Raw genomic sequence first — 22,787 nt, forward strand, 5'->3', positions numbered from 1 at the left:
CCATGATTCGTTTACCGAGCTTCTTTAAGCGAAAAACACAGGCTGATGACCTTGAATTAGGTTCAGTAAGGGGGCGCACTGCTCAACGCGCTGCTCCTCGCAGTTTTCAGCGTGCTGCCGAAGCAGAAGAACTTGCCCTCACCGAAGACCCAGAACAACAAAGGGCTCGCCATCGTTTAATTGGCGCCACTGTATTAGTGCTGATTGCGGTCGTGGGTTTGCCGCGTATTTTGGATAGCAAGCCTAAGTCAGCGCCAAATGATATTGCTGTCAACATCGTAACGAGTCTGCCAATTCCGGGTATTGATGCAAAGCCAGAAACCAAGGTCGAAGAAAAAGTAAAAGTAGATACCCCAACAGAGCTTGTTAAAGAAGCGGCAGCTATTCCAGAAGTGAAATCTGAGCTTAAGGTGGAGCCCAAATCAGATACCAAGATTGAGGCTAAGTCTGTACCAAGCAAAACTGCCGCCTTAGGTCTAGCTACCGGAGAAGAAGTAGTCTCTGCTTCTAATACCAAAGCGAAGACTGATGACCTTACTAAGACCAATGCAAGTAGTGCTAACAATGTTGCGAGTGGTTCTGGCAAATTTATTATTCAGCTGGGCGCATTTGCATCTGAAGATCGCGCTAAAGGTTGGATTGCTAAACTCAAAGAACAAAAGATTCCTAACTACGTTTTTAATAAAACAGCTAGCGATGGCAGCAAACTCTATGTTTTACGTGCTGGTCCGTTTGCAGATAAAGATGCTGCTGAAGCAGCAGAAAAGAAAACGAAGGCGATGGGTCTTTCACCAAGACTCGTCGAGACTGGTAAACAGTAATGGAATACTTATCCACCTTAAAATTAACATCGGTGGATTACTTCACCCTAGTTGTCCTCTTGGTATCCGCCTTGGTAGGCATTTCTCGTGGCTTATTTAAAGAGGTGCTTGCTCTAGCTTCATGGTTTGCGGCTGCGTGGGTTGCCTATCACTATACAAATTACCTTGCCACCGAATGGCTTTCAACATTTCACCTTGATGAGTTACTTGGTCTGGGTATCAGCTTCCTGATTCTTTTCATCTTGACCTTGATTGTTTGTGGATTGCTCGGTGGTCTAGTGCAAAAAATTATTTTGTCAGCAGGTTTGAGTTTGACGGACCGTTTTTTAGGCTTGGTATTTGGCCTAGCGCGTGGTGGCCTGATTGTGATTATTCTGGCAACGCTCGCTGCACTAACGCCGATCCCACAAAGCAACGCTTGGAAAGATGCTATTACAAGACCGGCTATGGATACGGCAACCGGTTTAATTAAAGGTTGGCTGCCAGCTGACTGGGCTAAGCAATTGGGTGATTCAATGCCCAAAGTAACGCCAACGATTACTCCTAAATTAACAATAGGAATCTAGAGATATGTGCGGCGTCGTCGGAGCTATTTCCCACTCACCAGTAAATCAACTTCTCTATGATGCTTTGTTGCTTTTGCAACACCGCGGACAAGATGCAGCTGGTATTGCAACTATGAACGGTAACTCGTTCACCATGCATAAAGCCAATGGCCTTGTGCGCGACGTATTTAGAACTCGTAATATGCGCAGCTTGGTTGGTAATGCTGGTATCGGCCAGGTCCGCTACCCAACTGCTGGTTCAGCCAGCAGCGAAGAAGAAGCTCAGCCTTTTTATGTCAGTGCGCCATACGGAATTGTTTTAGCGCACAACGGTAATCTTACAAATGCACCGAGCTTGCGGGTTGAGATGGCCTATCGTGATCGTCGTCATATTAATACCAGTTCTGATACCGAAGTGCTCTTAAACGTCTTAGCTGATGAACTTCAAAAAGAGACCAATAGCGCTGCCTTGGATGAGGGCGCTATGTTTAATGCAGTTACTGGAGTGACTAGTCGCGTTAAAGGTTCTTATGCCGTTGTTTCGATTATTGCGGGTTATGGCCTATTAGCATTTCGCGACCCATTTGGTATTCGTCCCCTTTGTCTTGGGCGGATTGATACGCCACAAGGTCCTGAATGGATGGTGACATCTGAGTCTGTGGCGCTTGAAGGTCTTGGTTTTACTTTTGTACGTGACGTTAATCCGGGTGAAGCAATTTATATTGATTTGGATGGTAATTTTTATTCCCGTCAGTGTGCGCCTAATGCAGTCCTCACGCCTTGTATTTTCGAATACGTCTACATGGCACGTCCAGACTCCACTATTGATGGAGTAACTGTTTATAACGTGCGCATGCGCATGGGCGATTATTTAGCAGAGAAAATCCGCAAAGAGACTAATGTGGATGAAATCGATGTGGTCATGCCAATTCCTGATTCAAGCCGACCTGCAGCAATGCAAGTAGCCAAGAAGCTTGGGGTGGATTATCGTGAAGGCTTCTTTAAGAACCGTTACATTGGTCGCACCTTCATCATGCCTGGTCAGGCAGTCCGCAAAAAGTCTGTACGTCAGAAACTTAATGCAATGCGGATTGAGTTCAAAGATAAAACGGTGCTGATCGTAGATGATTCAATCGTCCGCGGCACTACCTCATTCGAGATCGTGCAAATGGCACGTGAATCTGGCGCGAAGAAAGTAATCTTTGCATCAGCAGCGCCACCTGTCCGTTTTCCGAATGTGTATGGCATTGATATGCCAACACGGAGTGAGTTGGTTGCTTATGGTCGTACCGATGAAGAAATCAACAAGATGATTGGTGCTGACCAATTGATTTATCAAAGTGTTGAGGATATGAAACAAGCAGTTCGTGATATCAATCCTGATCTCAAGAACTTTGAGGCCTCCTGCTTTGATGGCAATTACATCACCGGAGATATTACCGAGTCCTATCTTGATGCCTTAGAGGCTGCCAGAAATACCTCTGATGCTAAGGCTGATCGTCAGCGTGATTCGAGTGACTTTGCCCGCTCACAGCTCCACCTGCATTTGGCTACTGAAGACTAAAAAGCGACAAGAATTTGCCTTCTACGAGGCAATTCTGCAATTCGGTGTCAAAATAGCACGATGAAGAGCAAAACTATACGCAAAAAGCCGGATTTTTCTAAGCTGGCATTAGAGACTTTGGCGGTCCGTGCTGGCACTCGCCGCACAGCTGAATATCAAGAGCATTCAGAGGCAATGTTTCTGACGTCGAGTTTTTGCTTTGATAGTGCAGAGTTGGCTGCCGATGGCTTTGCTCACGCAGATCAGGGCTTTATCTATTCCCGCTTTACCAATCCAACTGTGAGCATGTTTCAAGATCGCTTGGCTGCCTTAGAGGGTGGCGAAGCATGCATTGCTACTGCCTCTGGTATGTCGGCCATCTTGACGATGGCGATGGCTCATCTGCAAGCTGGCGATCATGTGGTGTGCTCCCGCTCGGTATTTGGTGCAACGGTTCAATTGTTTACCAATATCTTGGGGCGCTTTGGGATTACAACAACTTATGTTGATTTGGCTGATGCCAAGTCATGGCAGGCTGCTGTCCAGCCAAACACCAAATTATTTTACTTAGAGACGCCATCTAATCCCCTGACAGAGATTGCAGATATCAAGTCAATTTCCAAGGTTGCCAAGAAAGCAGGCGCCTTATTCGCAGTGGATAACTGCTTCTGTACGCCGGCCTTGCAAAAGCCGCTGGCTCTCGGTGCTGATGTCGTGATTCATTCAGCGACAAAGTATTTGGATGGTCAAGGCAGAGTGGTGGGTGGTGCAATTGTGGGTAGCAAAGATTTCATCATGGGCAAGGTGTTTCCTTATGTGCGCACAGCAGGACCAACACTATCCGCATTTAATGCCTGGGTATTTCTCAAAGGTTTAGAGACTCTAGAGCTTCGTATGAAACAGCAGAGTCAAAATGCACTCGCCCTGGCCCAATGGTTGGAGAAGCAGTCTGGTGTTGAGCGTGTTTACCATCCTGGCCTCGCATCCCATCCTCAGCATGCATTAGCAAAACGTCAGCAAAAAGCAGGCGGTGCGATCGTATCTTTCATCTTGAAGGGTGGCAAGAAATCGGCCTTTAGCCTCATTAATCAAACTAAGCTTTGCTCAATTACAGCAAATCTCGGTGATACACGCACGACCATTACTCATCCTGCGACAACTACCCATTGCCGCGTAACTCCAGAGGCTCGCAAGGCAGCAGGCATCTCTGATGGCTTGGTGCGTATTGCGGTTGGTCTTGAAAATATCAATGATTTAAAGAATGACCTCGTTGGTGGACTCAAAAAATAAGGAAGTCCACCTCAGTAAACCTTTGGGTTTTGCTGATGCCACTCAGTTTTGGAATGAGCGATTCAATAAAGAAGAATTTATCTTTGGTAAAGAGCCAAATGAATATCTCGTCAAACAAGCTAATCAGTATCTAAAGCCAAATAACAAAGTCCTCTGTATTGCGGATGGTGAAGGGCGCAATGGCGTCTGGCTTGCTAAGCAAGGTATGCAAGTAGTTGGCTTTGATGCGTCTGATATTGCGCTTGCTAAAGCAAACCAGTTCGCAAAAGATAACCAGGTAGTAGTCCAATACTCATTCTCGGATGCCGATAGCTTTGCTTGGCAGGCAAATACTTATGATGCCGTTATCGGGATCTTTATTCAGTTTGCTGATCCGCAGATGCGTGAGCGCATTTTTCAGAAGACCTATGAGGCATTAAAGCCCGGCGGCATTTTGATAATGCAGGGCTACACACCTAAGCAGCTCGAGTACAAGACGGGTGGCCCGTCTCTCATTGACCATCTGTATACCGAAGAGCTCATTCGAGAACTCACAATTGATTTTGAGATTCTTGAACTGCGCTCATACGAACAAATGTTATCAGAAGGCCCAAGACATACTGGCATGTCTGCCTTATTGGGGCTGGTTGCTAGGAAGTAAAGCGGCGCGGGTCGTTGATGGAGCGTAGTGGCATGATGTGAATCTTGCTACCATCGATTTCAGCATAGGTCTTCGTGCCGAGCTCTAGGCCTAAGCGTTTGACTTCTGCTGCAGAGGCTTCCCAGGTAATGGTATGAGCGCTATTGTTTGCAAGAAGTTGAATGACGGCAATCTGACCCAGGGCGCTAATTTGCTCAACGACAACAGGAATGCCGTCCGAGACCTGGCTATCATGAACGCTCAATCCATCTGCCGGAATTACCCAGGCGACTGGTGTACCCGGAGGGATCTTACCTTTATCCAGTACATTAAAAATATGATGACTTCTATCCCAGGAGAGCTTACCCGAGGTGAATATACCTTCGAATATATTGTTAATGCCAACTAGCTCTGCCACTCTCGAGTTTCTGGGTTTCTGAAATAAAACCCTTGGAGCTGCGGTCTGCAAGCCAATACCTTGGTCAATTACGGTGATGTGATCTGCCAATAAATCAGCTTCGCGTAAATCATGAGTCACTAGCAGAATGGGAATATGCAACTCTTTTCTGAGTTCAGCTAAGATTTTATAAAGACTTTGACGGGTAGGCGCATCAATTGCAGAAAAAGGCTCATCAAGTAGCAGGACCTTGGGTTTTTTTACAAGCGCTCGAGCGAGGGCTACGCGTTGTTGTTGTCCGCCAGACAGTTCGTGAGGTATGCGTTGAGCCAGTTCGGCAATGCCCATATGGTTTAACCAATCTAAGGCGATTGATTCACGCTTTGCTTGATTCAATCCAGAATTTTGCAAAGGAATACAGACATTTTGCAGGGCAGTTAAATGGGGAAAGAGTGCATATTGCTGAAATAAAAATCCGCATGAGCGCTCGGCTGGCGGGAGATACTTTGTAATTCCTTGCAGTTCATTTGCTTCGAACCAGGCTTCAGTGTCGCATTCAATTTTCCCCGCACTAGCATTGTTCAGACCTGCAATTGTCCTGAGGACTGATGTTTTGCCGCTTCCGGATGGGCCTACCAGAGCATGTAATTCTCCGGGGGCGCATTCAATATCAATTTGCAATGGATTGGGGAGTATTTGTGTGGCTTTGACCTTCAGCATTAAGCTCTCCATCCACTTCTACGAGATGGGTTTCGGCCAAACACACCATAGGAGATTGCAATCGCTATTAAAGAGGTTGCAAGCAATAGCAATGAAAGTACTCCTGCGCCAGCGCTATCAAAGCTTTGAACTTTGTCATAGATAGCAATGGAGACTGTTTTGGTTTCCCCGGGTATTGCGCCACCCATCATCAGGACAACGCCAAATTCTCCAAGAGTGTGGGCAAAGGTCAGGACGGCTGCACTAGTGATGCCACGCCAGGCTAATGGCAATTCAATCAAGCGAAAGATTTGCCACTGAGAAAGACCGCTGACTTGAGCAGCTTCAATAATTTCAGGGTTGATGGATTCAAAAGCCCGCTGTATTGGCTGAATTGCAAAGGGTAGATTCACAATTAGGGAGGCTATTAATATTCCGGTGAATGAAAATACCATCGGAATACCAAATAAGCTTTTGCCGCTGAGGCCGACCAGCAGGTAATAGCCCAATACGGTGGGGGGGAGCACTAATGGCAATGCTAAGGCGGCCTCTATCCAAGACTTACTTTTACCGAGTTTTTGTAGCGAGTGGGCAACCCAGACTCCAAAAGGCAGAATGAGAACAAGGGTCCACAAAGCAAGCTTTAACGAGAGAAGAATGGCATTTATGTCCATGTATTTATTGTATCCGTTGATATCGTCAGGGTATGTCTCTATATTCAGTGGCCTTAGATATGGGTTAAATATGCGTTTATACGTATATATTCATAGATAACCTACATGAAATCTAAGGTTCAAAAAGCAACCAAGAGTTTGTCTCCCAAGCAGATGGAGAAGGTATTCGCACAAGTAGCGGCCTATTTCAATGTTTTATCTGAACCAGCACGTTTGCGCATCATGTATGCAGTATGTACAGGTGAAAAATCAGTTTCAGAGGTAGTTGTGATGTGCGGCACAAGCCAAGCAAATGTATCTCGGCACCTTTTAGCACTGCATAAGGCTGGAATTTTACTCAGACGTAAGGACGGTGTAACGGTTTATTACTCAATTGCAGATAACGCAACCGTAGAGATGTGCCAGACAGTCTGCGCAAAGATTGCTGAAAGCATTCATTAATACAAAGTATTTATCAAGCAGAGGTCAAATGACGAAGAAGCAAATTGAATTGAGCGCTGAAGAGATTTCGGTGGTTGAGAAGCCTGCTAGTAGGGCTAGGCTTGTTAAGGCGCCAGAGCACTTTATTTCTCAGGAATTAATTGCTGATATCAACGCCAATGGTCTAGATGAAACACGCCGCGGCTTTTTGCGCAAAGGATTCTTTTCCGCTTTAGGTGGTGCAGCAGCTGGCTTAGCAGCCCCAATGGCATTTGCTACTGGTGAGGGTGACCCAGCGATTCTAGAAAAGCAGGAGTGGCAGACTACTCTTGGTAAGAACGTAGCGACGATGCCATATGGCGTGCCATCCATTTATGAAGCCAATTTGATTCGTCGTGAATCACCTGGCTTGACACGTGTATCCGCAGCTTCTGTTGCTTTCACACCTCTGCAAGGTTTGTTTGGAACGATTACTCCAAACGGCCTTCACTTTGAACGCCATCATCAGGGTTGGTACAACTTAAATCCTGAAACACATCGTTTGATGATCAATGGCATGGTGAAGAATGCCCGCGTCTTTACGATGAATGACTTAATGCGTTTGCCATCAGTCTCTCGTACACACTTTATTGAGTGTGGCGCAAATACCGGCCTAGAGTGGGGCAACGTTGCAGTGCCAACAGTGCAATACACCCATGGCATGCTGTCTTGTTGCGAATTTACAGGTGTGCCACTTAAAGTATTGCTAGAGGAGTGCGGAGCGGATCTGAAAAAAGGCAAGTTTCTTCTTACTGAGGGTGGCGATGGCTCGGGTATGACTCGTACGATTAATCTTGACTCTTGTCTTGAGGATACGATCGTTGCCTGGAGTATGAATGGGGAGATGCTGCGCCCAGAAAACGGCTTCCCATTGCGCTTGGTAGTACCAGGAGTGCAGGGCGTCAGTTGGGTGAAGTGGTTGCGTCGCCTTGAAGTGGGCGATATGCCTTGGAATACAAAAGACGAAGCCGTTCACTATATTGAATTGATGCCTGATGGAATGCATCGTCAATATGCATCCATACAAGAATGTAAATCCGTCATCACCACACCCTCTGGTGGTCAGCAATTGTTAGATAAAGGTTTTTATAATGTCAGCGGTATGGCTTGGTCAGGCCGCGGCAAGATTAAACGCGTTGACGTGTCATTTGACGGTGGTAACAACTGGCGTTCTGCACGCCTAGAAACGCCAGTTCTTACAAAGTCCATTACCCGGTTCAATATTGATTGGGTATGGGATGGATCACCGGCAATACTGCAGTCTAGAGCGGTAGATGACACTGGTTATATACAGCCATCCATCAAGATGTTACGCGATGTTCGTGGCAATCGCTCGATTTATCACAACAATGCAATTCAGTCTTGGAAGTTGGATTCAAATGGCGAGGTGAGCAATGTACAGGTTGGATAAATTATTTGCTCGCTTAGTATTTTTAGGCCTGGCAGTATTTTCTGCTCAGCTTGCCCATGCCCAAGGCGTTCAAGGTTCTACTCAGTTTCCTGGGATTGGTCGCAATGCAACACCGGCAGAAGTGATTGCTTGGGACATTGATGTGCGACCCGACTTCAAGGGTCTACCAAAAGGGTCTGGCTCCGTAGAAAAGGGCCAAGCGATTTGGGAATCCAAATGCGCTAGTTGTCACGGTGTTTTTGGTGAATCTAATGAAATCTTCACGCCAATCGCAGGTGGAACGACTGTTGATGACATAAAGACTGGAAAAGTTGCTTCTTTGGTTGATCGCAAGCAACCACAGCGGACCACTTTAATGAAGGTGCCCACTGTCTCTACTTTGTGGGACTACATCTATCGTGCCATGCCTTGGAATGCACCACGATCACTAACGCCGGATGACACTTATGCTCTTGTGGCATTTATTTTGAGCTTGGGCGAAATCGTTCCAGATGATTTTGTCCTAAGCAATACCAATATTGCGGAAGTACAAAAGAAGATGCCTAACCGGAATGGCATGACTCGTAATCATGGCTTTTGGAGTGTGAGCGGCAAGCCGGATGTAAACGGTTCTTCTTGCATGAGCAATTGCGTGAAGTTTGTGCAGATTGGTTCTACATTGCCGGATTTTGCCAGAAATGCGCATGGCAATATTGCAGAGCAAAATCGTCTTTATGGCCCATATCGTGGTTCGGATTCGACTAAGCCACCAATTGACAGACTGCCCGGATCTTCGGGTGAGGGTTTGGCGCATGCTGCTGATACCCATGCTGCCGCAGTAAAAGGTCCTGCAGCATTATTTAAGAATGAGAATTGCTCTGCTTGCCATGCACCCAACGCGAAGCTAGTGGGGCCATCGATTGCTGATATTGCAGCGAAATATAAAGGTCAAAGCGGGGCTCAAGAAAAGCTCATGGCTAAGGTTAAAAATGGGGGTTCAGGAGTATGGGGGGCCATTCCAATGCCGCCACAGTCGCAGTTATCCGATGAGGACAGGGCGACTCTTGTACGCTGGGTTCTGACAGGGCAATAGATTTACAGAGGGTTTTTGGAAATACCGCTATATTTGATACTAAGAGTAGATTATTAAAGGAGTTTTTATGAATCAGCAGCGACGCAGTTTATTGAAATATTCAGCCGTTTTTGGCTTGATGGCTTCTGCGGGTCTTATTAGCGTAGCCCAAGCTCAAGAGTGGAATAAAGCCGCTTTTGAAGGCAAGAGCCTTGAGGATGTATTCAAAATCTTAGGTGCAGGCAGCCCAGATAAATCAGGTGCCGTTACTTTGAATGCTCCTGATATTGCGGAGAACGGCGCTGTAGTTCCGGTTGGAATTACAACAACACTGAAAGCAGAGCAAATGGCTATCTTGGTTGAGAAAAATCCAAGCGCCTTAGCTGCGCAATTCTTTATCCCAGCTGGTACCGAGCCATTCGTGACTACTCGCATCAAGATGGGCCAAACCTCCAACGTATATGCCTTGGTAAAAGCCGATGGCAAGTGGAGTATGGCGGTTAAAGAAGTGAAAGTGACTTTGGGTGGTTGCGGCGGTTAATTGCCCCCAGTCCTATTAAATACCATTAATTAATTACTAGATTACAAGAGGAAAACATGGCTGATCCAATGCGCGTAAGAGCTGCTGAGAACGGTGGAATTGTGGATGTAAAAATTTTGATGAAGCACGACATGGAATCTGGTCAGCGTAAAGATGCTGCCGGTAAAACGATTCCCGCATGGTTCATTAGCAGTATCAATGTCAAAGCCAATGGCAAAGATGTACTGAATGGTCAATTTGGTCCGGCAGTTTCTAAGGACCCATTTTTGAACTTCAAATACAAAGGCGCTAAAGGCGACAAGATTGTTGTGAGCTGGGTAGATAGCAAAGGCGATAAGCGCACTGACGAAGCCACTGCTTCTTGATGTGGATCTTCTTCACTGTCTCAATAGTTTTGAAAGGGTAACAAATGCAGCGTAAATACACCTTAGGCTTAGCCTCAGGATTACTGGCAACGATGTTGTCAATTTCATCAACGTCATATGCACAAAGTGCGACAGACGATATCGCAAAGTATCGCGAGATGATTGCAGATGGAAACCCTTCCGAACTCTATGAGGCCGCTGGTGAAGAGCTTTGGAAGAAACCAGCCGGACCGAAGAACGCAACGCTAGAAAAGTGTGATTTAGGCTTAGGGCCAGGCGTTTTGAAGGGTGCCGCAGCCCAGTTGCCGCGATACTTTAAAGATACCAACAAGGTGCAAGACCTTGAGTCACGTTTGATGACTTGTATGCAAAAGTTACAAGGTCGTGACCCGCAAGAAATGATTGATGCCCCTTTCCAAAAAGGCCCAAAAAAGGATATGGAGGCGATTGTTGCTTACGTAGTGACTTTATCTAAAGGCGACAAGATTAAGGTCAGCACTAGTCATCCAAAAGAAAAAGAAATGTATGAGCTTGGTAAGCGCGCATTCTTTTTTCAAGGTGGACCAATGGATTTCTCCTGCGCTTCTTGCCACGGTGAAGATGGCAAACGTATTCGTTTGCAAGATTTGCCTAATATCACCACCCAAAAGGGTGCCGCTTTAGGTTGGGGTTATTGGCCTGCGTATCGCGTCTCTAGCGGACAGTTCTGGACAATGCAGCAGCGTTTAAATGACTGCTATCGTCAGCAACGTTTCCCGTTCCCAATTTATGGCTCCGACCTAACTGTCGCTGTGTCGATGTATATGGCAAAGAATGCCAATGGCGGCACAGTTGAAACCCCTGGTTTGAAGCGTTAATGGATAAGAGACAGAGAATATGAATATGAAGAACCTTAAATCCCTCTTAGCCATCGCAGTATTTGCCTTAGCTGCTGTTGCTATCCATGGCTCTGCAAGCGCTCAACAAGCCAACAATCCTAAGTTCAACAAAATGATGAAGGATGGATTTAGGGCTGATGGTATTGCTGGCCTAGACCGTATTGATCAGGACGCAACTCAAAAGTTTTGCTCTGACCCTGTATTTGCAAATAGCAAGCAGGGTGAAAAGATGCGCGAGAAGATTCAGAAAATGAATATGGATAGCATCAAGCAACCCTCAGACGGTAAATATATTGGTGACTGGAAGAAAGGCGAAGCGATTGCACAAAGTGGTCGTGGTGCAACCTGGACTGATAAAGCAGATACTCCAATTGGTGGTGGCTGCTACAACTGTCACCAAATCGATAAGAAGGAGATTTCTTATGGAACGATTGGCCCAACATTGTGGAACTATGGCAAGGCACGCGGCTATTCTCAAGAAGTCGTCACCTATACCTGGAACCGAATCAATAACTCCAAGGCTTATAACGCCTGCAGCAATATGCCAAGGTTTGCTCACTTCAAGCTCTTAAATGAGCAGCAGATTCAGGATGTCATGGCATTACTGTTGGATCCTGCTTCTCCAGTGAATCAGTAAATAGAGTAACAAAATATCAAGAACAGGCCGACAGGCCTGTTTTCTTAAGGGGAATACTATGTCTTTAAGTCGTCGCGATTTCTTGCAAGCTTTGGCTATTGCATCTGCAGGCGGAATGAGTTTGCAATCAAATTTTTCCAACGCGCAAAGCGCAGCCCAAAAATTCTATGATTTACCTAAGTTTGGCAATGTGCATTTCTTGCATTTCACAGACTGTCATGCACAGTTATTGCCTATTTATTTCCGCGAGCCTAATGTCAATTTAGGCATTGGCGCGCAAGAGGGTAAAACGCCGCACTTAGTTGGGGAATACTTCTTGAAAGCGAATGGTATTGCACCTGGCACTCGTGATGCTCATGCATTTACCTATTTGGATTATGTAGCAGCAGCTCAAAACTACGGCAAGATGGGTGGATTTGCCCATATGGCTAGCTTGATTAAGCAAATGAAAACAAATCGCCCTGGAGCCTTATTGCTTGATGGTGGCGACACTTGGCAGGGCTCTGGCACTGCCTTGTGGACCAATGGTCAAGACATGGTTGATGCTGCTCTTGCTTTAGGTGTTGATGTAATGACGCCTCACTGGGAAATGACTTTGGGTGAGAAGCGCGTGATGGAAATTGTGAACGGCGATTTCAAGGGTAAGGTCTCTTTCATCGCGCAAAATATTAGGACAGCTGACTTTGGTGACATCGTATTTAATCCTTACGTTATGAAAGTGCAGAATGGCATTCAAGTAGCAATCATTGGCCAAGCCTTCCCTTACACGCCAATTGCTAATCCTCGCTACTTCACTCCTGACTGGACATTTGGTATTCAAGAAGAGAATATGCAAAAGACCATTAATGAAGTCAGATCAAAGGGCGCAAAGGTTGTCGTTCTCTTATCTCATAATGGCATGGACGTGGATTTGAAGATGGCATCTCGTGTTCGTGGCTTAGATGCAATTTTAGGTGGCCATACGCATGACGGTGTTCCTATACCAGTCAAAGTCAAAAATGCTGGTGGCGTCACCCTCGTGACCAACGCTGGTTCCAATAGCAAGTTCTTGGGTGTATTGGACTTTGATGTGAAGGGTGGTAAAGCGGTTGACTTCCGCTATAAGCTTTTCCCCATTTTCTCAAATATGATTCCGGCTGATCCAACCATGAGTAAGCTCATTACTAAGATCAGAGTGCCGTATGAGACAAAACTTAGTGAGAAATTAGCAACTACTGAGGGGCTCTTGTATCGTCGCGGCAACTTCAATGGTAGTTTTGATCAGCTCATTCTTGATGGCTTGATGGCGCAGAAAAATGCGGAGATCGCTTTTTCACCAGGCTTCCGGTGGGGCACCAGTCTCTTGCCTGGCCAAGCTATCACCCGTGAAAATCTCTTAGATCAAACGGCCATCACCTATCCATATACCACTGTCACCAATATGACTGGTGACACCATTAAGACGATCCTGGAAGATGTCGCAGACAATTTATTTAATCCTGATCCTTATTACCAGCAAGGTGGAGATATGGTGCGCGTTGGCGGTATGCAATACGCTATCGACCCAGCGCAAACTGCTGGTAAGCGCATTACCGATATGCGCCTAAACGGCAAAGCAATTGAAGCTAGTAAGACTTATAAGGTCGCTGGTTGGGCACCGGTAAGCGAAGAGGCTAAAAATGCTGGTGGAGAAGCAATTTGGGATGTAATGGAGAGGCATTTAAGAGATGTCAAAGTTGTGAAGGCTGTAAAGTTGAATGAGCCAATCATCAAAGGCGTTAGCAATAATCCTGGCATGGCTCCAATTTAAATAGTATGAAAGTAATGTCCATGAATAAACTGATTCACCTTATATTGATAGCAATGATTGCTCTTGGTTTTGGGTCTATTGCCAACGCACAATCATCAGGGCCTACTAAAGTGGTTTATCACATTGATGAAGCTGAAACCCAAGGCTTGAAAGGGCTACGCAATATTCGCAACCATTTGGATACTTCTCCCAATACCATCATCATCGTTGTGACTCATGCTAATGGTGTTGATATGTTGATGGAAGGTGCTAGGGATAAGAAAAATAATGTGGAATATGCGCCATTAGTTGGGGCTCTCAAGTCACGTGGCGTGAAGTTTGAGGTTTGCGAAATTACTTTAAAAAATCGTAATCTCAAAAAAGATCAATTCACCCTTGATGCGGATTTCACGCCATCTGGTGTGGTGCGTGTTGCCGATCTCCAATACAAAGACGGCTTCGCTTACATCAAGCCTTAGTCTATATTCAAATGAATCTTTGTAAGACTGCTATTGCTTTCTTAAAGTGCATGATGTGGATCCTGATGGGATCTTTTATCTTTTTTGGCGGCACTCATGGGCAGACCATTAAACCTGCCGACACTATTCAATTAAAGCCAGTTCAGGTTGCCCCGCATACTTATTTCGTGCGGGGATTTCCGGAGTTGGGGAGCAGCGTTAATCAAAACTTTATTTCTAATGCTGGCTTTGTTGTTACTCCTGCGGGTGTCGTAGTGGTTGACGCCTTGGGATCGCCAATATTGGCGCAAAAATTGATTGCTGAAATCAAGAAGATAACAAATCAAAAGATAGTTGCTCTTATTGTTAGCCATTATCATGCCGATCACATTTATGGCCTGCAAGAATTTCAAAAGATCGGCGCCAAAATTTATGCGCAAGGTGAAGGTAGAAACTATCTGTCTTCAGAAACGGCTAGGCAGCGCTTGATTGCCTCAAGAGTAGATTTTGCTCCTTGGGTCAATGCCAATACAAGGCTGATTTCAGCTGACGTTTGGATTGATCAAGCAATGAATCTCAATGTTGGTGGCGTCAATTTTTTCATTAGTCGCGTAGGGCCTGCACATGCGCCGGAAGACTTGATGGTTTATGTCCCATCAGAAAAGGTGCTACTTGCAGGTGATCTAGTATTTCGAGGCCGCATCCCATTTGTTGGCAATGCTGACAGTAAAGGCTGGCTAATCGCTCTGGATGAGATCGAAAGACTCAATCCCAATATTGTGATTCCAGGGCATGGTAACTATTCCGTTAAACCTGCTGAGGACATTGCCTTCACTAGAAACTACCTTAAATACTTGCGGGAGTCGATGGCCTCAGCTGCCATCAATATGGACCCCTTTGAAGATGCCTACAAGCAGACAGATTGGTCTGAATACGAAGGAATGCCTTTATTTAGGGCTGCTAACCGCATGAATGCCTATAACGTCTACCTATCAATCCAGGCCGAGTGAGCCAATCTTGCCTGTTGGGCCTTAAAATAGAAGATTAATGCTAAATCCTTGATTTGTAATCAAAATGGTTTTTATCCGATCTATTCCTGCAATTGTCTTGAGCGCACTGGTGAGTGCCTCAGCTTTTGCTACACCTGATTTGGCAAACGGTAAAACCATTGATCAGCAAAAATGCTACGGCTGCCATGCCAAGAAATCTGGCTTTGGTAATGGCGACATGATCTACACACGTAGCGATAGCAAGGTGAAGTCTGTCGCCAATTTGAGGAAGATGGTTGGCATTTGTAACACCGAACTTCGTTTAGACCTATTTCCCGAAGATGAAGCAGATGTCGTTGCTTATCTCAATCAGCAGTTTTATAAATTTAAACCTTAATTTTTTAAATACAGTCACTATGGATGTTGTTGATATTAATTCTCTAAGTAAGTCAGTTCTTTGGGCTACATTAGTTATTACCTTTGTGCTTGGTGCGGTCATGCAGAAAACAGGCTTTTGCAGCATGGGTGCCGTTTCTGATGCATTCATTATGTCTAGCTGGGATCGCTTGAAGCAGTGGTTCTTGGCGATTGGCGTTGCCATTATTGGATTTTCTTTAATGTCTAACTTAGGCCTCATTGATCCATTAAAAAGTTTTTATACCGGCAATAAGTTTTTATGGCTCTCTACTATTGTTGGAAGTGTGATGTTTGGCTTTGGGATGGTTCTAGCTTCAGGATGCGGCAGTAAAACGTTGATACGTATCGGTGGGGGCAATTTAAAGTCTATTGTTGTTTTCATGGTTCTCGGTTTAACTGCCTATATGACTATGCGCGGCTTCTTGGGTGTTGTTCGCATTAATACGCTGGATACTTTTTTTATTTCCTTTAGTACCCCGCAAGATTTGCCAAGTCTTCTCAGTGGTCCTTTGGGCATTGCCCGTTCCTCTTTGCATCTGGCTTTGGGTTTAATCATTGGTTTTGCATTTATTGCCTATGCCTTAGCTAGCAAAGCATTTTGGACCGCAGAAAATCTAATTGCTGGCATTGTGGTTGGCTTGGCAATCTGTGCTGTGTGGTGGGTCTCTGGCAATCTTGGTTACGTAGCGGAAGACCCAAATACCTTGGAAGAAGTTTTCTTGCTGACCAATTCCGGACGCATGGAAAGTTTGTCATTTGTTGCCCCCTATGCATATTCACTAGACTGGCTCATGATGTATAGCGATACTTCTAAAGTGCTGACAGTGGGGATTGTTGCTGTAGCCGGGATGATATTGGGTTCAGCCCTTGTTGCAGTTGTCACAAAATCTTTTCGTTGGGAATCTTTCCGCGATGCTGAAGACACTGCCAATCATCTCGTTGGCGCTGCCTTGATGGGTTTTGGCGGAGTTACTGCACTAGGTTGTACTGTGGGGCAGGGTTTAAGTGGTATTTCTACATTGGCCCTGGGATCCCTCCTGGCTTTACCTGGATTCATATTTGGCGCCTATCTAGGATTGCGTTATTTGCAATTCCGCCTTGCCCCAAATCCTTGCGCTTAATCAACACTTAATTGGATGGAAGTAATGCAAATTGACTGGCTCTCTTTTTCCCCCATTCCATCCCTGTTAGGGGGAATGATTCTCGGTGTGGCCGCAGCACTGTATGTTTTGTTGCATGGTCGCATACTGGGTATTAGTGGAATCGTTGCTGGATTGCTACATCCTAAACTGACTGACTCTGCCTGGCGCCTCAGTTTAGTTATGGGTTTAGTCACGGCTCCATTTTTAGCGGCGGTAATTTTTGACATCTTTCCAATCGTTGAGATTGACTCAAGCTGGTTTGCGATTGTGATCGCCGGTCTTTTAGTTGGCTTTGGCGCTCAGTATGGATCAGGCTGTACGAGTGGTCACGGTATTTGTGGATTGTCTCGCCTGTCACCACGCTCATTAGTTGCAACACTTGTTTTTATGAGTACTGGTTTCTTAATTGTTTTTGTGACTCGTCACTTGATCGGCGCTTAAGATGAGAAAACATGTTGGCCTCTTTAGTCAGTATGCAATTGGCGCGCTCTTTGGGTGGGGGTTAATCATTTCTGGCATGAGCAATCCGCAAAAGATTTTAGGATTTCTGGACCTCGCTGGAAACTGGGATCCATCCCTGATGTTTGTAATGTTGGGCGCAGTCATTGTTGGTCTTGGCGGCTTTTATATTGCTAGCAAACGAACTGAAGCCTTTTTTGGGGGCGCTCTGCATATTCCAACAAGACGAGACATCACCAAGCCTTTGATCATTGGCAGTCTTATCTTTGGGGCGGGCTGGGGCATTGCTGGTTTTTGTCCTGGTCCAGCACTGGTTGCGCTTGGGGCAGGGCATCTGAAGGCTCTAGTATTTGTGCTGGCAATGCTGGCCGGTATGGAATTTTGCGAGCGTTTCTTTACAGCCCATATAAACAAGCCCAGCATCTGAGAAGCCTGATTTAGAATCAACCCTATTGCCTATATTCTTTGTAGAGGGTTTCATGAGTCTTCCTATTAGTTGCCATACCGCTCAGTTCGGTACTCTTGGTCAGATTGACCCCAGTCATTTAGCGGAAATCGCCCAGCAAGGGTACAAAAGTGTGATTAATAATCGTCCTGATGGTGAGGGCGGACCTGATCAGCCAAGCAATGCATCCATTCAGATGGAAGCTGAAAAGCTTGGTCTCAATTACGCCTATTTGCCTGTCATACCTGGTGCGCTCACTCCAGCTCAGGTGCAAGAGATGGCCCGCCTTCTTAAAACAATGCCTGGTCCTATTTTGGCCTTTTGTCGTTCTGGAGCCCGCTCAACCAATCTGTATCAACTTGCATTGCAAGTCAGTTAACTGATACAAGTTAACTGAGCTAGCAAATGGTATGCAACCTAGTAATCCGCACATCCTTAAGTTAGATACATTTCTTTCTGAGTTGAATGGGTTTGATCTGATCATTGATGTGAGGTCACCCGCTGAATTTGCTTTGGACCACATTCCCGGGGCAGTGAATTATCCAGTTCTGAATAATGAAGAGCGTGCGCAGATCGGCTCTCTATATAAGCAAGTTTCTCCCTTTGCCGCCAAGAAACTCGGCGCAGCCTTAGTATCGAAAAATATTGCCGAACACATAGAGTCGCATCTACTAGAATTGCCGCGTGAATGGCGCCCACTGATCTATTGTTGGCGCGGTGGTGAACGTAGTGGGGCATTTACCCATATTCTGAATCGCATTGGCTGGAAAGCCATGCAACTGGAGAGTGGTTATCAAGGCTTTAGGCGGACTGTGATTGATGGCCTCGAGCAATTTGCAAATGCTTTCACATTCCAAGTGATCTGCGGCATGACAGGAAGCGGCAAGACAAGAGTATTACAAGAGATTGGCGCACTAGGCGCACAGATCCTGGATCTAGAGGGCTTAGCAGTTCACCGTGGATCTGTTCTGGGAAATGAGCCCAATGCCGAACAACCCTCGCAAAAGGGTTTTGAAACAGCCCTCTGGAATGCGTTGCGTAATCTTGATCCATCAAAGCCAGTCTTTGTAGAGTCGGAGAGTAAAAAGGTTGGTGGCTTACATGTGCCAGATGCTTTAATGGAAAAGATTCGCAATGGTATTTGCATCGAGTTACGCTCTAGCGCCCAGACACGCGTCTCTTGGTTAATTCGTGAGTATCATCACTTCTTAACTGATACAGATAACTTTAAGCAAAAGCTTGGTTTGCTTACTACGCATTATGGAAAAGTTCAGATTGCCAAATGGAATGAGGCTATTGATGCGGGTAACTTTGCAGACTTAGTTGAAGAGCTATTGGTAAAGCACTATGACCCATCTTACCAATCATCGATCGTGCGTAATTTTCCGCAATACAAGATCGAAAATTTTGTACAGCTAGAGAATGACAGTGATGAGGCCTTCGCCAAAGCGGCAAAGGCCATCGTCACAAAACTGGGTTCTTAGCTGACTAGCTAAACGCCTGAATACCAGTTTGTGCACGGCCCAGGATTAGAGCATGAATATCGTGCGTGCCTTCGTATGTATTCACTACTTCTAAGTTCAGCATGTGACGTATGACCCCGTATTCATCAGAGATACCATTGCCACCATGCATATCGCGCGCTAAACGTGCAACATCTAAAGACTTGCCGCAAGAGTTGCGTTTCATGATGGAGGTAATTTCTGGGGCAGCAATACCTTCATCTTTCATGCGACCTAAGCGTAAGCAACCCTGGAGGCCCAGCGTAATTTCAGTTTGCATGTCAGCCAGTTTTTTCTGTATCAACTGATTGGCAGCGAGAGGTCTATCAAATTGCTTGCGATCTAGAGTGTATTGGCGAGCAGCATACCAACACCATTCAGCGGCACCTAGAGTTCCCCAAGCAATGCCATAACGAGCGGAGTTCAAGCAAGTAAATGGACCTTTCAGGCCGCTAACTTCTGGAAATTCATTTTCAGCCGGGACAAATACTTCATCCATCACGATTTCACCAGTGATAGAGGCGCGAAGACCCATCTTGCCACTGATCTTGGGGGCACTTAAGCCCTTCATCCCTTTTTCAAGGATGAAGCCACGAATAATGCCTTCATCGTTCTTGGCCCACACCACGAATACATCAGCAATCGGAGAGTTGGAGATCCACATCTTGGATCCCGTTAAAGAAAATCCTCCTGGCACTTTCTTGGCACGAGTGATCATGCCGCCAGCATCAGATCCGTAGTTTGGTTCAGTTAAACCAAAGCAACCAATCCATTCGCCAGTAGCTAGCTTAGGAAGATATTTTTGTTTTTGTGCTTCGCTACCAAATTCATTGATAGGAACCATGACTAAAGATGACTGCACGCTCATCATCGAGCGATAACCGGAATCCACGCGTTCAATCTCGCGAGCGATTAGCCCATAAGAAACATAATTCAAGTTGGCGCCGCCGTATTCCTCAGGAATAGTGATGCCTAAAAGACCTAACTCTCCCATTTCTCGGAAGATTGCAGGATCGGTTGTCTCATTGCGGAATGCATCATGAATGCGTGGCATGAGGCGTCCTTGAGCATACTCAGCTGCCGCATCGCGGATCATGCGCTCTTCTTCGCTTAATTGAGTATCGAGGAGAAGGGGGTCGGCCCAGTTAAAGCTGGCTTTACTCATTACTTGATCATCCTATTGTTGGTTTTTCTTGCTTCCTGCGAATTTTCAGGAATGCAGATATTCTTCTTTCTATTATCCATTTTTTCCAAACTTATGGACTCACCTAGACGACACCATCGCTATTACGACTTAATATTGGCGGCCTTTGTAGTCGTATTGCTTTGCTCCAACTTTATTGGTGCCGGGAAAGCGGCGGTTGTTGATCTTCCATTTTTCGGAACAGTCTATTTTGGCGCTGGAATTCTGTTTTTTCCCATTGCCTACTTTTTTGGCGACATCCTGACTGAGGTTTATGGTTATGCCTATGATCGTCGTGCAGTTTGGGCGGGCTTTGCAGCTTTAGCGTTTGCAGCGGTAATGGCGCAGATTGTGATTGCCTTGCCAGTTGGGCCTGGTGCTTATATGGACAATTATCAAAATGGCCTCGAAACGGTCTTTGGCAATTCCTGGCGCATTGCTTTGGCTTCGATGTTTTCTTTCTGGTGCGGCAGTCTTACTAATGGCTTTGTTCTTGCCAAAATGAAAATTTGGACTACGGGCCGTTTTCTGTGGACGCGCACTATCGGTTCAACAGCAGTAGGCGAGTTAGTAGATTCCTCTTTCTTTTATATGTTGGCCTTTTATGGCATATGGCCTACCCATGAAGTGATTCAGGTGGCGCTGGCGCAGTATGTACTGAAAACTTCCTGGGAAGTGCTGGCAACACCAATGACCTATTGGGTCGTGAATTTCCTCAAGCGCAAGGAAAATGAGGATTATTACGATACCCATACAAATTTCACCCCATTTAGGGTCAAAGTCTGAATTAGACCTTTGCGGCCTTAACCCGTTAAAATAACGGTCTTTGCCCCCAAATATGGGGGTATCTGTTGAATTCAATTTCAGAAAGCTAGAAACCATCCGTGTTGTCCGCATCTAATATCACCATGCAGTTTGGGGCGAAACCCCTGTTTGAAAACATTTCCGTGAAGTTTGGCGGTGGCAATCGCTATGGCCTCATTGGCGCAAACGGTTGCGGTAAATCTACTTTCATGAAAATTCTCGGTGGCGAGCTTGAGCCCACCAGTGGTAATGTCAGCTTAGACCCGGGCATTCGTTTGGGTAAATTGCGCCAAGATCAATTCGCCTATGAAGATGTGCGTGTGCTCGATGTAGTAATGATGGGTCACGAAGAGATGTGGAAAGCCGCTGCGGAGCGCGATGCGATTTATGCCAATCCAGAAGCGACCGATGAAGATTACATGAAGGCTGCTGAACTTGAAGGTAAGTATGCTGAGTACGGTGGCTATACCGCAGAAGCAAAAGCAGGTGAGTTGTTATTGGGCATCGGCATTCCGATAGAACAGCATACTGGTCTAATGAGTAACGTTGCCCCGGGTTGGAAACTACGTGTATTGCTGGCGCAAGCATTGTTCTCTGACCCGGATGTTTTGCTGCTAGATGAGCCAACTAATAACTTGGATATTCACTCGATTCATTGGCTTGAAGATATCCTCAATCAAATTAAGAGCACCATCGTCATCATTTCCCATGATCGTCACTTCCTCAATGAGGTCTGCACGCATATGGCCGATATGGACTATGGAACTTTGAAGGTCTATCCAGGAAACTACGACTCCTATATGTTGGCATCTGTTCAGGCGCGAACACAGCAACTCAGCTCTAACGTGAAAGCCAAAGAAAAAATTGCTGAATTAGCAGCTTTCGTGGCCCGCTTCTCTGCAAATGCTTCTAAGGCTCGCCAGGCAACTTCACGTCAGCGTCAGTTGGAAAAAATTGAGATTGTTGAAGTCAAGCCTTCTTCACGTCAAAATCCGTTTATTCGTTTTGATACTGAGAAAAAACTACACAATATGGCCGTTGAGTGCAACGCGCTTACTAAAGCCTACGACCGAACCATTTTCAAAAACTTCAAGCTGGGTGTTCGTGCTGGTGAAAAGATTGCCATTATTGGTCAAAACGGCGCTGGCAAAACAACGCTCCTAAAAACTATTCTCAGCAAGCGCTTTGATGGCATAGCAGCAGATAGTGGTGATGTGAAGTGGGCCGAGAATGCCAACGTTGGCGTAATGCCGCAAGACAATACTGAGATGTTCGCTAAAGACGAATTACTCATGGACTGGATGAATGAGTGGCGCAATACCGGTGATGACGATCAAGTAATTCGTGGCACCTTAGGGCGTTTACTCTTCTCTGGTGATGACATTGGTAAATCTGTCAAGGTGCTATCCGGTGGTGAAAAGGGCAGAATGATTTGGGGCAAGCTTATGCTCCAAAAATATAACGTTTTAGCAATGGACGAGCCAACCAATCACATGGATATGGAATCGATTGAAAGTTTGCAGATTGCCTTAGAGAAATTTGATGGCACTCTTATTTTCGTATCCCATGACCGTGAGTTTGTATCGGCATTGGCCAATCGCATCTTAGAGGTGAAGATGGATGGTACGGTGGTGGATTACTCGGGTACTTACGAAGAGTATTTGCGCAGTCAGGAACTGGCTGGCTAAAG

Annotated in this window: 26 protein-coding genes; 23 read left to right on the forward strand and 3 right to left on the reverse strand. The window is 45.8% G+C overall.

Annotated elements, in window-relative coordinates; all coding sequences use genetic code 11:
- Positions 1-2 precede the first annotated feature (2 nt).
- The 5 genes from C2740_RS03710 to C2740_RS03730 are packed head-to-tail and all read left to right on the forward strand — an operon-like array spanning position 3 to position 4,839.
- Positions 3-821 carry an SPOR domain-containing protein gene (locus C2740_RS03710; RefSeq protein ID WP_215294064.1) on the forward strand — a complete coding sequence of 273 codons (819 nt, stop codon included), beginning with the start codon at positions 3-5 and terminating at the stop codon, positions 819-821.
- On the forward strand, positions 821-1,387 hold the full coding sequence (locus tag C2740_RS03715; protein ID WP_215294065.1) for a CvpA family protein: 567 nt from the start codon (positions 821-823) through the stop codon (positions 1,385-1,387). The genes C2740_RS03710 and C2740_RS03715 overlap by 1 nt, the downstream gene beginning before the upstream one ends.
- Positions 1,388-1,391: 4 nt before the next feature.
- On the forward strand, positions 1,392-2,930 hold the full coding sequence (gene purF / locus C2740_RS03720) for an amidophosphoribosyltransferase (RefSeq protein ID WP_215294066.1): 1,539 nt from the start codon (positions 1,392-1,394) through the stop codon (positions 2,928-2,930).
- Between the two features lie 60 nt (positions 2,931-2,990).
- Complete coding sequence (locus tag C2740_RS03725) at positions 2,991-4,199, forward strand: O-succinylhomoserine sulfhydrylase (protein ID WP_215294067.1); 1,209 nt, start codon at positions 2,991-2,993, stop codon at positions 4,197-4,199.
- Positions 4,183-4,839: a bifunctional 2-polyprenyl-6-hydroxyphenol methylase/3-demethylubiquinol 3-O-methyltransferase UbiG gene (locus tag C2740_RS03730; protein WP_251369692.1), complete on the forward strand. Its 657-nt coding sequence runs from the start codon at positions 4,183-4,185 to the stop codon at positions 4,837-4,839. The genes C2740_RS03725 and C2740_RS03730 overlap by 17 nt, the downstream gene beginning before the upstream one ends.
- On the opposite strand, the gene C2740_RS03735 is transcribed toward C2740_RS03730, so the two are convergent.
- The gene (locus C2740_RS03735) at positions 4,829-5,935 is read right to left on the reverse strand and encodes an ABC transporter ATP-binding protein (protein ID WP_215294069.1); all 1,107 of its coding nucleotides are present in this window, start codon (positions 5,933-5,935) and stop codon (positions 4,829-4,831) included. The two genes, C2740_RS03730 and C2740_RS03735, sit on opposite strands and share 11 nt — an antisense overlap.
- Positions 5,935-6,588 carry a molybdate ABC transporter permease subunit gene (modB, locus tag C2740_RS03740; protein ID WP_215294070.1) on the reverse strand — a complete coding sequence of 218 codons (654 nt, stop codon included), beginning with the start codon at positions 6,586-6,588 and terminating at the stop codon, positions 5,935-5,937. The genes C2740_RS03735 and modB overlap by 1 nt, the downstream gene beginning before the upstream one ends.
- A gap of 105 nt (positions 6,589-6,693) precedes the next feature.
- On the opposite strand from modB, the gene C2740_RS03745 reads away from it, so the two are divergent.
- The 16 genes from C2740_RS03745 (at position 6,694) to mnmH (ending at position 19,092) form a co-directional block, all read left to right on the forward strand.
- A complete protein-coding gene (locus C2740_RS03745) occupies positions 6,694-7,029 on the forward strand; it encodes a helix-turn-helix transcriptional regulator (RefSeq protein ID WP_215294071.1) in 336 nt (111 codons plus the stop codon).
- Between the two features lie 28 nt (positions 7,030-7,057).
- A complete protein-coding gene (gene soxC / locus C2740_RS03750; RefSeq protein ID WP_215294072.1) occupies positions 7,058-8,458 on the forward strand; it encodes a sulfite dehydrogenase in 1,401 nt (466 codons plus the stop codon).
- Entirely contained in the window at positions 8,442-9,530 is a 1,089-nt protein-coding gene (locus C2740_RS03755; protein WP_215294073.1) for a c-type cytochrome, read from the forward strand. Before soxC ends, C2740_RS03755 begins: the two co-directional genes overlap by 17 nt.
- Positions 9,531-9,597: 67 nt before the next feature.
- Positions 9,598-10,050 (forward strand): thiosulfate oxidation carrier protein SoxY, encoded by a 453-nt coding sequence (gene soxY, locus C2740_RS03760; RefSeq protein WP_215294074.1) that lies wholly within the window; start codon positions 9,598-9,600, stop codon positions 10,048-10,050.
- 56 nt (positions 10,051-10,106) lie between these two features.
- Positions 10,107-10,415, forward strand: a complete 309-nt coding sequence (soxZ, locus tag C2740_RS03765; protein WP_215294075.1) for a thiosulfate oxidation carrier complex protein SoxZ — start codon at positions 10,107-10,109, stop codon at positions 10,413-10,415.
- A 44-nt stretch (positions 10,416-10,459) separates the two neighbouring features.
- A complete protein-coding gene (gene soxA, locus C2740_RS03770; protein ID WP_215294076.1) occupies positions 10,460-11,272 on the forward strand; it encodes a sulfur oxidation c-type cytochrome SoxA in 813 nt (270 codons plus the stop codon).
- Between the two features lie 19 nt (positions 11,273-11,291).
- Positions 11,292-11,930, forward strand: a complete 639-nt coding sequence (gene soxX / locus C2740_RS03775; protein ID WP_215294077.1) for a sulfur oxidation c-type cytochrome SoxX — start codon at positions 11,292-11,294, stop codon at positions 11,928-11,930.
- A gap of 58 nt (positions 11,931-11,988) precedes the next feature.
- Positions 11,989-13,719: a thiosulfohydrolase SoxB gene (gene soxB / locus C2740_RS03780; RefSeq protein WP_215294078.1), complete on the forward strand. Its 1,731-nt coding sequence runs from the start codon at positions 11,989-11,991 to the stop codon at positions 13,717-13,719.
- Between the two features lie 20 nt (positions 13,720-13,739).
- Positions 13,740-14,177, forward strand: a complete 438-nt coding sequence (locus C2740_RS03785; RefSeq protein WP_215294299.1) for a DsrE family protein — start codon at positions 13,740-13,742, stop codon at positions 14,175-14,177.
- Between the two features lie 11 nt (positions 14,178-14,188).
- On the forward strand, positions 14,189-15,166 hold the full coding sequence (locus tag C2740_RS03790; RefSeq protein ID WP_215294079.1) for an MBL fold metallo-hydrolase: 978 nt from the start codon (positions 14,189-14,191) through the stop codon (positions 15,164-15,166).
- A 64-nt stretch (positions 15,167-15,230) separates the two neighbouring features.
- Positions 15,231-15,542 carry a hypothetical protein gene (locus C2740_RS03795; RefSeq protein ID WP_251369693.1) on the forward strand — a complete coding sequence of 104 codons (312 nt, stop codon included), beginning with the start codon at positions 15,231-15,233 and terminating at the stop codon, positions 15,540-15,542.
- Positions 15,543-15,561: 19 nt separating this feature from the next.
- A complete protein-coding gene (locus C2740_RS03800) occupies positions 15,562-16,683 on the forward strand; it encodes a YeeE/YedE family protein (RefSeq protein ID WP_215294080.1) in 1,122 nt (373 codons plus the stop codon).
- Positions 16,684-16,707: 24 nt separating this feature from the next.
- Positions 16,708-17,145, forward strand: a complete 438-nt coding sequence (locus C2740_RS03805) for a YeeE/YedE family protein (protein ID WP_215294081.1) — start codon at positions 16,708-16,710, stop codon at positions 17,143-17,145.
- Position 17,146: 1 nt separating this feature from the next.
- Entirely contained in the window at positions 17,147-17,590 is a 444-nt protein-coding gene (locus C2740_RS03810; RefSeq protein WP_215294082.1) for a DUF6691 family protein, read from the forward strand.
- A 52-nt stretch (positions 17,591-17,642) separates the two neighbouring features.
- A complete protein-coding gene (locus C2740_RS03815; protein ID WP_215294083.1) occupies positions 17,643-17,987 on the forward strand; it encodes a TIGR01244 family sulfur transferase in 345 nt (114 codons plus the stop codon).
- Positions 17,988-18,018: 31 nt separating this feature from the next.
- Positions 18,019-19,092, forward strand: coding sequence for a tRNA 2-selenouridine(34) synthase MnmH (gene mnmH / locus C2740_RS03820; RefSeq protein ID WP_215294084.1), 1,074 nt, complete (start codon positions 18,019-18,021; stop codon positions 19,090-19,092).
- A 4-nt stretch (positions 19,093-19,096) separates the two neighbouring features.
- On the opposite strand, the gene C2740_RS03825 is transcribed toward mnmH, so the two are convergent.
- Entirely contained in the window at positions 19,097-20,275 is a 1,179-nt protein-coding gene (locus C2740_RS03825; RefSeq protein ID WP_215294085.1) for an acyl-CoA dehydrogenase, read from the reverse strand.
- Positions 20,276-20,368: 93 nt separating this feature from the next.
- Here C2740_RS03825 and C2740_RS03830 point away from each other — a divergent pair, with 93 nt between their 5' ends.
- Both C2740_RS03830 and C2740_RS03835 read left to right on the forward strand, forming a co-directional pair.
- A complete protein-coding gene (locus C2740_RS03830; protein WP_215294086.1) occupies positions 20,369-21,079 on the forward strand; it encodes a queuosine precursor transporter in 711 nt (236 codons plus the stop codon).
- A gap of 98 nt (positions 21,080-21,177) precedes the next feature.
- Positions 21,178-22,785, forward strand: coding sequence for an ABC-F family ATPase (locus tag C2740_RS03835; RefSeq protein ID WP_215294087.1), 1,608 nt, complete (start codon positions 21,178-21,180; stop codon positions 22,783-22,785).
- Positions 22,786-22,787: the final 2 nt, after the last annotated feature.

It is taken from the genome of Polynucleobacter sp. MG-5-Ahmo-C2 (genome assembly GCF_018687735.1).
In the GTDB taxonomy this organism is placed as follows: Bacteria; Pseudomonadota; Gammaproteobacteria; order Burkholderiales; family Burkholderiaceae; genus Polynucleobacter.